Here is a 13,189-nt window from a genome sequence, read left to right as displayed (position 1 = left end):
TTCTCGGCAATTCATAAAATTGGTTCTAGATTGATGGATCTTGGGCTTGTTAAGAATGATGTTGACTCACTCCCTTAACCACGCTTCTTTTCATTCCGACGATCGCGGTTAATTCTTTATGTTTGAGTTGATCCAGCTTCCATAAGATCTGAGGCAAATCGCAATGACCGCTAATCATAAACTTAATCATTAATTGCCTGATGATTAGAGTCTCTTCGCTAATCTGCTTGTACGTTAGAGCCAGATCCTGCTCTCCGATATAGTCAAGGAACATGGCAGTTAGAAACCGCGAACCTGATAGAAAATTCAGACAAGAGACAATAGATTCAGGGATGAGAATCTTGCCAGGCTCCAAGCTACGCAATAGATTGCCGATATGGTCAAACAGGAGACCATCGTCCTCAAAGTTTGCAATGTAGGTCGCAGCTCTTTGAAGTAATATGTTCTTGAAGTTATCTTCAGCCGCAGCAAACTGATAATATTTAATAATGCGCCTCGAGTGGTCAAATGCTTCCCTTACCAAATCGCCACAATAGGTGTAGGCTAAGAAATCACCTACATGGTTTGATTTGTCGTCCAAAATAACATATTGATCCTGGATATCATCGTAATGATCAACAAAGATCCAATGATCCTCATGCTTCTTTTGATACTCTCCCTTGCGATGAGGCAAGAAAAACGTATCGCAATTCAAAAGAACAGATCTTCCACTTGCTAACACATCATGAATTTCTTCGTTCAAATACGCCGATCCCTCAAGTATTTTCCGTTCAGCCTCCACACCTAGAACTGATAAATCGGCTTTATTGAGACACCGAGAAGGATAATTCCATATTTTCACACCGTCGAGTACAACTTTCTGATATAACTCATTCGTGCTTTCCAACGCGCAATAAAACAGCAATTCGCATCTGACGTTATGCTTCATGAGGTAACTTACAATCTTGGCTGTCTGACAATGCAAGTATTTATCTTCATACTTTTTCAGCATTTGCATAACCAAACTCATTCCCTACTACACCATGTTTTTTTGTTTTCAACATATTGTGCAATCATTCTTGGCGTTTGCAGCTTTTGCATGTCTAGATCATCATCATCGATCTTTATGCCGAATTCTTGTTCGAGCTTAAGAACAAACTCAATCGCCGCAAACGAATCCATAACAAAAAACTCGTCAAAAATTCGTAGGTCGGGGCCGATTTCCTTCTCTTCGATTTCCGAGTATGTAGCCACTAATTCAAGAACTTTTTGGTAAGTATTCAATTTAAAATTTAAGCCCCCTAAAAGTGATATTCCTTCAATTCACAATTCCTTATATAATACGCACTATACTCCTCATTCGATAAATCATTAAAATAACTATGAATGACCCTGCATACACTTCCATGTGCAACAATCAATACGTTACTGTGATGCCCATTGTTAATGTCATCCAACAAATTATAAACCCGCTGCACGACTCTAAATACGGACTCTCCACCAAGCATCTTCCCCGGGAATTGTTTTTTTGCGTATTTAAAGCCTTCATCACTTCGAGAGACCCCTTCATAGATGCCATAGTTCTGCTCGGATAGTCTACTATCCAACACAACCTCCCCACCCCATTGTTTAGCTAGGATCTCTGCAGTAGTTCTGGCTCTATTTAAAGGCGAAGATAACACCATATCTATTTTGTAATCACCAAGCTTCATTGCAAGCTCCGCAGCCTGTGTTACACCTTTGTCCGTTAACTTTATGTCGGAAGTCCCACAAACTCTTTCTTCAGAATTCCATTCCGTTTGGCCGTGCCTCGTTACATATAATGTCATTTTTCTAACCTCTATCGCAGAATTTAATGGTAATGAAGATTAATAGGCGTGTAAGAGTTACTTTTTCCCCAACCACTTATATTTTGAAACCATAACTCTAAAGACAATAAGGCCCATAGCAATTTCCCGCGTTCCACTTCACCTGTCATATGCTGTTTCATATATTGCTCCATAACCGATCTCTCCAAGTAATCCGTGACTTTTGCAGAGGAATCCAGTAAAATGCTTGCTGCCCATTCCCCTCCTTTTCCGGAGAGCCACTGATTCGGCAAGCTGGGAAATAAAACCTTTTGACGATGAATTAGATCCGATGGCAGCCATTTGGACGCGACATTCTTTAGCCATTCCTTCCCCTCTATACCAATCAACTTGTTCGTTGGAATGTTCAGAGAAAACTCTACAATGCGATGATCCAAAAATGGAACTTTGGCTTCGATGCCATGAGCCATGGTCATGCGATCCAATCTCATATTGTGATACTCGGGAAGGCGCTCACCGCGCTCATAGAGTAATGCATGAGTCATATCCCTGAAAGGCTCAATGGATTGATTATCTCCGTTAACCATTGTTTTTACGAGTGCCTTTGAATGAGGCTTATACAGCTGAGTGGCGTCTTCCGGTCTCATTGTCCAATGTAACGCAGAATAGCCAGCAGCCGGATTAGGATGATTAAACCAAATTGCATGTCTTTCATACCCTAAAAAAAATTCATCGGAACCGTCACCGGTCAGGACAGACTTAAGTCCCATTTCCTTTGCTCGTTTAGCCATCAAATACGTGCCTACATGAATCGGATTTTCAAGAGGCTCGTCCAAGTAGTGGGATAGATCCCAAAGAGTTTGTCTGGCCAGCTCATCAGTAATCGTCACCCACTCAAACTTTTTACCAAGATAGGCTTCTAGCACTGCGCCATACTTCTCATCGATGACTGAATTGGGAGAGAATCGGATAGATATGGGCTGTTGATACGACGACATCTTCTCCCGAAGTGCAACAGCAGTCACTAAGGATGAGTCCAAACCTCCTGAGGTGAAAAAACCACCAGGAACATCCGCATAACAATTTTCACGGATCACTTGAATAAATAATTCTCGGAATTGTTCGATTCCGTATTTATCGTCGTAAACGTTTTGATTCGGTTGCAAAGACCAATATCGCTCTTTTGTCAGTTTGCGATCTTTCACTACAATCGTCTCTCCTGGTAGCACCTTGCAGATCCCTTTAAAGGCCGTTGTGCTGCTGGGATGCAGACGATATCGCAAAATATGATCCACAGCAGAGAACTCTACCATCGGCTTTTCGTCCATCACAGCGTAGATCATTTTAATTTCAGAAGCAAAAATGACACATTCATTCGAGAAATAGTAATACAACGGTTTAATGCCCAGTGGATCGCGCCATAATTGCAAAGTCCCACTCTTCTCATCATAAATGGAAATTGCAAACATGCCTGCTAATTTAGTTATAAAGTCTCGTCCATACTCTTCATACAAAGGTAAAATGACCGCGCTATCACAATTTTGCGTCGGCTTATTCGCCAGCATGCCCTGTAACTTTCTGTAATTTACAATTTCACCGTTTAGTACGGCGTAACGCTTCTGATAGCGATCCTTTTGCACGGTTGAATTTTCTTCTGGCGAGATGATGGATAGTCGGTTCATACCTATAGCCACCTGATCCAATACAACAATCTCGCTTTGATCGGGACCTCTGTGCTGCGAAACCTCCGCCATTTTTTCCATTTTGGCTTTGAGGGTATCTGGATGGACAGGCTCAAAGAACATCATTCCATAAATGCTACACATGAATGTACCTCCTGAAATACGAAGCAATCTAATTCATCGCATCTAGATTACAAATTTTCATTAAATTTCTTTTATCGGGATCAAAGCGTACAGTCATTCCAGTTTTCAAAATGGCAGACCTGATTCCGCCAATTGCCCCTTTTCCAAGTTCTCTAGCCCTCTGGGCCCCGTGGGCAACGATGCCGGCTTTTTCAATGACTAAACCGTCAGATATCGCGATAAATGGGTCATGTGTTAGATTCATTTGGGTAGCGACCAAAATTATTGGCGTACGTTCCTCTAGATATCCGAGCATGGTTTGGTAGGCTTGTTCCAAGGTTTCAAACTCATCGAGATTGAGAATGACACCACATACGACCGGCCCCTGGGCCAAAAAACTGCCCGTTACTTCATCGAAGTCCGCAGTAATCTCTTCAACTAATGTAAGATTGGGAATATCGGATTCTCTAATTACACTAGGCATCTCCATCTTTTTGTAATTCTCAAAAGATTGTTTGCGCGATTTTATTAAATGAATAAGGGTTGTAGGATCCTGCACGAGCTTCACGAGCTCTCTTGGGAATAGATGATAAATATCTCCTGGGTTCATCCCCAATTCCTTTTCCAGCTGCTCCAGGCCATCATTAATTAGAGAATACTCCATAGAAAGTAGATATTTGATCGTTTCACGAAGAGCCATATAGGTCTGTGCGTGACGAAAAATTTGATCGACTTCATCCCGCTCGTCACCATCAAGCATGCTAAGGAGCTGCTGTTGCAACAACATTCTTTCGTTCTTCTGCTTGGTGAACAATTCTTTGTATTGTCCAGATTTGCGTATTCCGCTCACATAGGTTTCCAGCGCATTGGGTACATCCTTCATGCGCAGATGCCTAATCTCTAACATCTCCCCCGTACTAAAATGGCCAATTGATGTTCTTGCAATAGCTAAGGCTTCTTCATCAGAGCCCGCTTCCGCCAGAGAAATATTCATATTGGTAATCGCGCTATCATTCAAGCCCTGAGTGAGTTTGGAGAAATGCTTGTCCGCTTCTTCTCGATCCATTGAAAACCGACTCTGAAGCAACTTGATGACTTTTTGCGAGTAATAAAATCCTAACCTCGCTGATTTAACAAAATTAATACAAGTTTTCGTTCGAAGATGCTCAAAAATATCGACGCAATACTCAACAAGCTCTTCTGCCGAGAGTTTACTTAAATGAATGCCGCCTTTCCGATGAATATACTGACTGATTTGGTTAGCTTCGACTCCCTTGAAATATGAAATGAATTGTTCGGCCAAACGATCCATATTCAGCACGAACCTTTGATACACTTCAAAATATGATTGTGCGTTATCGCCAAATCTTTTTTCTAAATCCTCGAGAGTCGGATCTTGAAGATACAATCCCATTTGCGGATAAGACCCCTTTAGCGGATCCGTCTCGATCGCCTCTAAGTATTCATTGACCAGTGTCGAGAAATACGCTTGCTTGCTTGCTGGAAATCCAATATGGTAGAGGCCAGCATTCCTTGAAATGCTAAAGTATGTTCTCCCCCCTATATAGGAGATAATGCCAATAGACTCGTCACTATTTAAGTATCCCATTTCGTTCCTAGCTTTTTGAGTGGCCCCCGGGATACCATCCAAACCTGTAAAAATATATGTATAGAGCCCAATATCCATTTCTTTCGGGCTAGGTAATAATTCGCTATAGTTAGCGTCGCTAAAAATAGCAGTATTCGTTCCTAGTTCAATCTTTTCGGCTTGTACAAGGTTTAATAACTTTTGTTTCGTTGATTCTAGACATTCTGCCGGAGTTTCATGAATATAAATATTCCCCATTTGGGAAGACATGGGCCTAGTTTGTAAAATATATACCCTGTCATTCTTACAGGAAAACTCGATATCCTGATTGATGCCATCATAATGGTTTTTGATAAATGTAGAATAGTGGTAGATCTCTTGAATTAGCTTTGCGGATAATGGCCTTAAATCAAAACCATTGGATGTTGTAATATACCCATCCGTGTTAATTAGAATGGAACTCCCCTTAGTCGTACCATCATCCAGCAAATTTGAATCAAACCCATTAAAATATTGAACAAGAAGCTGCCCGTCATTTACTCCAGTGTAGATAACCCCTGAATAATCCGACTCGACCAACCTTTGAACGATTAATGCCAACTCCAATTCATGATGCTCAATGTTGTGAATCTTTAAGTAATCCACCACTTCGACTGATCTGGATTGCTCAAAAATTCTCTTAATGGTGTCGATGATGTCATAATCGTTATAGACAAAACAAGACTCAAACACACCTGCCATTGAGAGATTATCTCCATCTTCAATATTAGCAGAACTTCTAATCGCAATTTTCCCACCTAGATTCTGCTTTACTTTGACAATTTCATCCGCAATACAAGGCAAGATTTCATCATATTGCAAATAGTGCTTATACACTTCTATTGGAATACAGAAGCCTTCTGGAACAGGCAGTCCGGCTTTTTGTAGTTTAGCTAAATTATATGCCTTGTTCCCAACTCTCGCCCAATTCTCATCACCTACTTGTTCGAAGGAAAGTAGGCTCGGTAATGTATCGCTACCAGGAACAAATTTAACATTTTCACTGATCATGATTACTTCGCTCTTTTCATATAGAATTCTGCGGATAGTGCACGAACGCCACCATCTACCTGCTAAAAGTAACTTGAATGAGATCATGTTGCCAAAAGTCACTAATGTAATAAGCTTGATCCTGTCTGTAAGCCCACCTTGAATTACAAATCGTAGGATCGGTCATCTGTTCGATTACTGGATGGGCTTTATCCGAGATATTCACAACCATGAGATAATTGTTTTGCGAATCCAGAATTGCAAGCTCATTTTCACTAATTAGATCAATCCATTTGGGTTTATTTAATTTTATTTTTCGATGATCTTTTGTATAAACTGCATCTATGACGTTCAAAACTGTATTGGTACTGAGATCTACCTCGATCAGCCGACTATGGTTTGTATCTACGATATAGATGGAATTGCCTCGGCTAACCGTAGCATAGTGAGGGTCGTCTAGTGGAAATTGTTCATTTGAATACATCCAATTAACTTGTCCATTACGGTCAATAATGCAAACAATATTCGAACCCGAATCCGTAATTAATAATTTATCATCAAGTAGACTTTCAACGGAGTGGGGATCACGCAGTGGTATAGCTTCTGTTTGATAGGTGATGGACTTGATTTCGTTTAATACTTTTTTGTTCTGATCAATAATTATAAAACGCTGATTAAATCCGTCGCTAATTAAATAGTGATTTCGCTTCTCATCTTTATACACGCATCTCGGCCATTTTAACGTCCTATTGGCAAAGACAGCTTCATTCCCGTATTCAAAATAGATTTCACCGGTACGATCCATTTCAACAATGCGATCATTTCTAGAATCAGCAATTAAAAAACGGCCATTCTTTAAAAGCTGCACACTCCTTGGGAAATTGAGGATATGATAGTCTTTGGGCGTTAAACCATACTTGAAATGAATCGCATAATTTCGATCAATAACAAGAATTCTACCGTTCATTGAGTCGGAAATGACCAATTCACCGTTGGGCAACATTTGTGCAAAATTGGGGCCATTTAAATAATTTTTTCTAGGTGACGTAGTCTCATCTACTGGGTTATTCCCATACTGCCACACAATTTCGCGGTTTAACGACACTTCGGTGATTCTGTTTGCCTGGTGCTCAGCTATTAAAATATGACCGCTCGGCAATTCAAGAGCCATGTACGGGTACATTAATCGGCCTGGGGCAAACCCTGGATTGTTTTTTTCTCCGTAAGACCAAATCATCTCTTTGTTTCTGTTGATCATCATAATGTAATGATGCTTTGAATCCGCAATTAAAAAATGGCCTGATTCTGTTGGAAATACACATCGCGGCTCGCTTAAGATCTCTTTGCCAGGGCAGTATTCGAATAGAACCTCATTCGTTTCACTTAATTCCAAAATTCGACCATCTTGAATAGAAGAGAGGAGGATCGTATTTTGCTTGGTCTTATAGTAAAAGTACATGCTTTTTACGCCATGGATTTTCATATTGTACGTATTAACGATTTGCCCATTTAATGATAATTCGATTAAGTCATACGGTTCATTTTTAACATACAGCAATACGTTTTTGTCATAAGTGACATTTGAACTGATAATGGTATACCTTTTTTCTAACTCTAAAGTACTCCAAATAATCTGACTATTTCGATTTACGATGAATCCTTTCGGATACTTTGCGTTGATATCGCGATATTGCGAAATATAGAAATGATTGTCATCTATAGCTGTTGCAAATTGGCTACAAATAAAATGATCTTTATTTATCTCCACATGGTTTTTCGTAAATGTAATTCGTTTGTACTCCACATCCACTACTTGCTCCATAACAGGCCCTCCTACAACCATTTCTTTTTCGCAAAAATGCCGTCAATCTCAAACAGAAGATCCTCTCTACAAATATCTGCTACACAAAGAATCACGGGAGGGTTTAGCACTTGATTTTCTTCAATGTTCTTCATGTAGGCCTGTGCATACTCGCTTTTTTTGAGAAATACTGTCCCTTCCATCCAGTCTGCAACATTCATATCTGCCTCTTGAACGAGTGAATTTATTACTTTAAAGGTTTCTCCGATTTGAAGATCAATGTTATCTAAATGGATCGTATTTCCTTTGTCGTCGATAGAGGCTGTACCTGATAAAAACAAATGGTCGCACGCTTGTTGGTGAACAATAAGGGATCTAGAAAAAGCAGAACCGTACCGATAAGCTGATCTTTGTTTGCTGCCAGTTTCATTAGAAACTTTAATCTCCGATTCAAAGTTTTTGGAAATGGCGTAAACGTCAAATAAAGCTCCACTTGTATATGGATTTTCACAACCGACGCCAGTGCTCGCCGGCATAAATATATTTTCAAAATCAAAGTCACGGATACTATCCCTTGTTGGAATAATATTCAATTCTTCCAAGAACCTATTTCGGCCCAAGTTAAATTGATCATAGTAGTCGAGAATCTGCGGAATATAAATCCAAGTACGGATGACGTCTCTATAGTTTAACCCGTTTCCATTTAGAATTTGATTAATTTTGCAAAAGGTATGGTAAATTTGTTCATAACTCTTATCCCGAAGTTCATTGTGAAAAATCGCGCTAAGCATCAGTCTTTTATCGGATTCTTTCTCGTACATTCTTCCACAAATCTGACCTTCGAACTCTACGTCCCTAATTGTCCCTCCCTTCTTTTTTGCATTTATACCGTGTAAAATAATACCCGCGATTCCTTCGCCCCAAAAGGGGGGAGCACCAACATACGTATATGGAATCTCTACCTTATTAAAATAAGTCCTCACATGGTTTTGACGCATGGCATCAAACGTTTCGTAAAGTGATGCGCTTCCAAACACTCGCTCATGAAAAATCTCAATGTCGTTTTTACACAAAAATTTATAAGCAGCCTGATATGCCTGATCAAGATCTTCCATTTGCTTCTCGCTTTTTTGTTCAAAGCTGATTGTAATGAAATATTCCGTCTCATCTACAGTTGTAATTTTGATCAAATTTTTTGTAAGTTCCAGTTCTATCAATTGGGTACTCATCATTCTATCCTCCCAGTAAATTGGTAATTCCGTATTTTTATAAATAATCGATGTGGTTAGTCCGAATTTTGTACTGGTCTAACCCTACATACAAGTGCTTATCATCAGAATTATTAATATAAGGAACTTTTTGAATAATCTCTCTTTTGAGAAAATCGTAAAGATAGATAAACTCATTACAAACAAAAATTATATAATTCCCATTTTGGCTTACTTCGACACCCACAATTTCGAATTCGCTCACCCTGTCATTAATATAATCCCTTATACTTGATTGGCTAGATAATTCGTCCTGACCAATATCCTCGAAGTAAACCAATTGCATATCTTCGGCGTCGATGACGAAAAGTCGGTTGGGCTGGCCGAATGTGCACATATAGGGCTTTCCTTGATGGTAAAAAAACTTATGAGATGTGAAACGGTATCCTGTTTCATGTGAGAATGACTTTGTTAGCTTCAGCTTGCCGTTCTCTATTTGAAATTTATCAAGTACAGCAGGTTCCACATAGATGTTTTTCCCGTTCCAAACAAAGAAATTATGGGACGAAACATAAATATGATCCGTTTTCTCATCGATTTCAAAATGGGCAGGTGAGGTTCCGTTGGTCTTGTAATAGTGCTCTTCCATATTGTTAAGATTGATCGTGAGCACTTCTCCACTTGCACAGGTAATTGGATTCTCTTCATAGCTCTCATTAAATACTTCACTTATCAAGACTTTTCGCCACTCTTCTTCTCTTTGATCTCTCATCTGCCTTTCTTTGAACATCTTTCTCTTCTGTAAAGACATAGCAAAATTACTGGAGCTTATCATTTTTCCTGAATTTTGATTAATGAATTGAGCGTTTCCAAAATCATGGCTTAACAGCAGCATATCTCTGTACTTTCGCAGGGTATGTGGAGGAACAGTTTGATTCGGTAAAACATGAATTTCCTCTATTTCTTGTAGATTTAACGAAACTCGGTAAATGTGTAGCGCCTGATCTTCATCAATCGCCGATAAATACAAGTAGTTCGGATTATCCGTGTCTTGATAGTTGGTTGAGCTCAGTTTCAAAAGTTTATAATCTTTATTTTTAATGAAGTCATCGAAGGTGTAGATCAGTACGTATTGGTTCTTATAATTTACATAATAGAAGTATTGTTCTTCCTGGATAAATGTAAAGAAATTTTCCCCTGCGGTAATGGTTACTGTACGATGTGGCGTTCGTTGGAGAGTCAAATTTGCTTGGTCGGGGTGATGATTAATCACTTCTATGTTTTCTTCCAGATATGTATCAAAGTAATTTAATTGATTATTTTCGAAATCAATAACAACAAAATTGACAAAGAATGGCCGTTGGTCATTTCGATTTATAAGGTAAAAAATGATCGAATTGTCGAATGCATCTCTTACTTTGTTTCCCATGTTTACTGGTATGACCCTTTTATCCAAAGCGAGTTTAATCATAAGTGCTTTGATTCCTCCCCTTAACGTGTTGATATGTTGCTTGAGCAACACTGAACGATTATACCTAACTGTTCGTGTCGATTATTATCGAAAATACAGCCAATAATATTCGAGTTCCAAGTAGGTGTTTCTTTTATTGCAGATAACCAGTTACTCGGGGGTTAACTATTGGAATCCCTTTTGATTGCACAATGCCTGCCCCCCTTTATTTTAAGTAGCCTCTCTGTACTCGCCAAGGCAGGTGGGATAAGGCTCCTCATCTCACCATTACTCCTATCATTCCAACACTGGGTGAGTTTTTTGATTTCTTCAACTTCTTGAACTCGGAGTTTATTTGAAAGATCAAGATTTCCCCATTTATTTTTTGATAATATCTTTAGATGCTTTTGCTAGGATTGATCAATGCAAATCCCAATATAGGTTGACTTCAGAAAGCGTGCCTCGAACACGGGAGCAGTAGGGCAGATGGCTCCAACGGACGCCATCTGCCCGGTTGTTCTTTTACTTTTGATAGGAAAATACACGGTAGCTTAAAATGGAAGGTTCCATGAGCAGAACATAAAACTGTCGGAATTGTGGTAGTATGATTTAATCATCATGAATAATAACTAAGCCTTTTTAATAGGACAAGCCTCACCGCGAATAAAATTACTATACTAAAAGCGGGAGAAAATAGTACAACGACGGTCAACTTAAAACTTCAAGACCCTAAAATACGTTTCTCTCCGCCCTAATATTAATTTTATGGGATTTTTTAACATTCACGTTCCTAACTATACCAAATTAAACATTTTTTTCATAGGGTAAATTTTCCATTATTGAGGGTTATAATTATCTTCTTTTTTTTCCAATACTTTAATTAATTACATGAGATGGGTTTGGAAAGTGAATTTAATAAGATAATGAGTAGATGGAAATTGCATCAAACATAATAAATTCGTTATGAGAAAGTGAGTTTGTTGGATCTCAACAGACACCCTCTAGTGTCTTTTTCATTAAATTTTGATAAAGTCGGAGGGAAATAGTTCCTTCCGTCGAAGTCATTGACAATGATAATTAAGTAAAAAAGAGAAGATACGTGGATATTCTGGTTTTTATTTCCGTTTAATAATAAACTGATAGTGATCGTAAAAAAATATTTCGGTTGTGGTGCAAAGCTCCAATTCATGATAACGTAATTGATAATGAAGTCATGGGATGGAGCAACTTACTTTGGAAAACAAATTGGACTTATTTAAATGGAAGCAATATGAATCAGCAATCATTTTACTAACCGTGAGATGGTATTTAAAATATAGTTTAAGCAATCGAGAAATCGTAGAAATGATGAGCGAGCGGGGATTAGAGATTTCCCATACGACGATTATGCGATGGGTCCATGAGTTTGGGCCCGAAATAGACAAACGAATCCGCCCTTATCTAAAACCAACAAATTATTCGTACAGAACGGACGAAACGTACATCAAAGTCAAAGGTTAAAGGAAGTATTTATATAGAGCGGTTGATTCTATGGGGAAAACGAATGATTTTATGTTATCTGAAAATCGAGAAATGCCGGCAGCTAAGCGTTTCTTTACAAAAGCTTTGGCCTCGCCACATAATCAATTACCACGGACAAAAACCCGGCATATCCACCAGCCATACAAGAATTAATAAATGAAAAAGCCCTGCCAAAAGAAACAATAATTAGACAGGCAAAGTATCTAAACAACATTGTGGAACAAGATCATCGATTCATAAAGAAAATCACAAAACCAAATCTTGGTATTAAAACGTTTCACACTGCCGAACAGACGTTGAAGGGAATCGAGGCCTTACATATGATTAGGAAAGGGCAGGCCGAAAATAATTCGTCTGTCCTATCTGCTGTTGAATGGCTCAATAAAATATTTGGTATAGTGGCATAGTTAAATTACAATTTTGTTGGGTATTTGCTATCCATTTTTATTCTTGCACCACAAGCCTTCATCCGAAACGTCCAAACAGCCGATGATATTCATCAGCGTGGACTTTCCTAAGCCTGACGGCCCCAAAATAGCAATAAAATTCGCCTTGCGCAATTTCCAGCGTTATGTCATCCAACGCCTGAATCGTTTCCCCACCCATGTGATAAAATTTGCTAACATGCTCAATTGGGATTAAGGGTTTTGGTGCAAGGATTTAAAAAAGTTCGCAGTTACCCGACAAAGTATAGTTTGTCTATGCCACTAAATCAAATATCTTATTTAGCCATTCAACAGCAGTGAGGACAGTCGAATTATCATCGGCCTGCCCTTTCCTTATCATATGTAAAGCCTCAATTCCCTTTAACGTCTGATCCGCTGTAAGAAACGATTTGAAACCGAGATTTGGTTTTGTGATTTTTTTTATGAACCGGTGATCTTGCTCCACAATGTTGTTTAGATACTTTGTCTGTCTAATCAAGGTTTCTTTTGGTAGGGATTTCTCAGTTATTAATTCTTGTATGGCTGGTGGATATGCTGGATTTTTATCCAAGGTG

The 13,189-nt window shown here is 38.9% G+C and carries 10 protein-coding genes and 2 pseudogenes; 2 read left to right on the top strand and 10 right to left on the bottom strand.

Features of this window, described 5'->3' with window-relative positions; translation table 11 throughout:
* Positions 1-49: 49 nt before the first annotated feature.
* Genes BC351_RS34470 through BC351_RS34435 form a run of 8 tightly spaced genes read right to left on the bottom strand, consistent with a single transcriptional unit; the run spans position 50 to position 10,689 of the window.
* Complete coding sequence (locus BC351_RS34470; RefSeq protein WP_079419629.1) at positions 50-1,009, bottom strand: BtrH N-terminal domain-containing protein; 960 nt, start codon at positions 1,007-1,009, stop codon at positions 50-52.
* A complete protein-coding gene (locus BC351_RS34465) occupies positions 1,006-1,263 on the bottom strand; it encodes an acyl carrier protein (RefSeq protein WP_158082330.1) in 258 nt (85 codons plus the stop codon). The genes BC351_RS34470 and BC351_RS34465 overlap by 4 nt, the downstream gene beginning before the upstream one ends.
* A gap of 17 nt (positions 1,264-1,280) precedes the next feature.
* Entirely contained in the window at positions 1,281-1,808 is a 528-nt protein-coding gene (locus BC351_RS34460; RefSeq protein ID WP_079419625.1) for a histidine phosphatase family protein, read from the bottom strand.
* Between the two features lie 23 nt (positions 1,809-1,831).
* Positions 1,832-3,613: an asparagine synthase (glutamine-hydrolyzing) gene (gene asnB, locus BC351_RS34455; RefSeq protein WP_079419623.1), complete on the bottom strand. Its 1,782-nt coding sequence runs from the start codon at positions 3,611-3,613 to the stop codon at positions 1,832-1,834.
* Between the two features lie 28 nt (positions 3,614-3,641).
* Positions 3,642-6,230: a PEP/pyruvate-binding domain-containing protein gene (locus BC351_RS34450; protein ID WP_158082329.1), complete on the bottom strand. Its 2,589-nt coding sequence runs from the start codon at positions 6,228-6,230 to the stop codon at positions 3,642-3,644.
* A gap of 55 nt (positions 6,231-6,285) precedes the next feature.
* Positions 6,286-8,031 (bottom strand): NHL repeat-containing protein, encoded by a 1,746-nt coding sequence (locus tag BC351_RS34445; RefSeq protein ID WP_079419619.1) that lies wholly within the window; start codon positions 8,029-8,031, stop codon positions 6,286-6,288.
* A gap of 11 nt (positions 8,032-8,042) precedes the next feature.
* Positions 8,043-9,242 (bottom strand): RidA family protein, encoded by a 1,200-nt coding sequence (locus BC351_RS34440; RefSeq protein WP_144028618.1) that lies wholly within the window; start codon positions 9,240-9,242, stop codon positions 8,043-8,045.
* Positions 9,243-9,276: 34 nt separating this feature from the next.
* The gene (locus BC351_RS34435; RefSeq protein WP_079419615.1) at positions 9,277-10,689 is read right to left on the bottom strand and encodes a hypothetical protein; all 1,413 of its coding nucleotides are present in this window, start codon (positions 10,687-10,689) and stop codon (positions 9,277-9,279) included.
* 1,212 nt (positions 10,690-11,901) lie between these two features.
* Here BC351_RS34435 and BC351_RS44495 point away from each other — a divergent pair.
* Both BC351_RS44495 and BC351_RS44490 read left to right on the top strand, forming a co-directional pair.
* Positions 11,902-12,168, top strand: coding sequence for a hypothetical protein (locus tag BC351_RS44495; RefSeq protein WP_425270958.1), 267 nt, complete (start codon positions 11,902-11,904; stop codon positions 12,166-12,168).
* A gap of 15 nt (positions 12,169-12,183) precedes the next feature.
* Positions 12,184-12,596 (top strand): annotated as a pseudogene (locus BC351_RS44490) (DDE-type integrase/transposase/recombinase); the annotation flags it as partial.
* 54 nt (positions 12,597-12,650) lie between these two features.
* Here the strand turns inward: BC351_RS44490 and BC351_RS34425 are convergent.
* A pseudogene (locus tag BC351_RS34425) lies at positions 12,651-12,795 on the bottom strand (ATP-binding cassette domain-containing protein); the annotation flags it as partial.
* 93 nt (positions 12,796-12,888) lie between these two features.
* Positions 12,889-13,189: DDE-type integrase/transposase/recombinase (locus tag BC351_RS34420; protein WP_208629893.1), on the bottom strand; the 301-nt coding region annotated here is incomplete at its 5' end.

The organism is Paenibacillus ferrarius (genome assembly GCF_002027705.1).
Taxonomy (GTDB): domain Bacteria; phylum Bacillota; class Bacilli; order Paenibacillales; family NBRC-103111; genus Paenibacillus_E; species Paenibacillus_E ferrarius.
The sequence above is the reverse complement of the archived record's forward strand: the minus strand, read 5'-3'. Positions and strand labels throughout refer to the sequence as shown.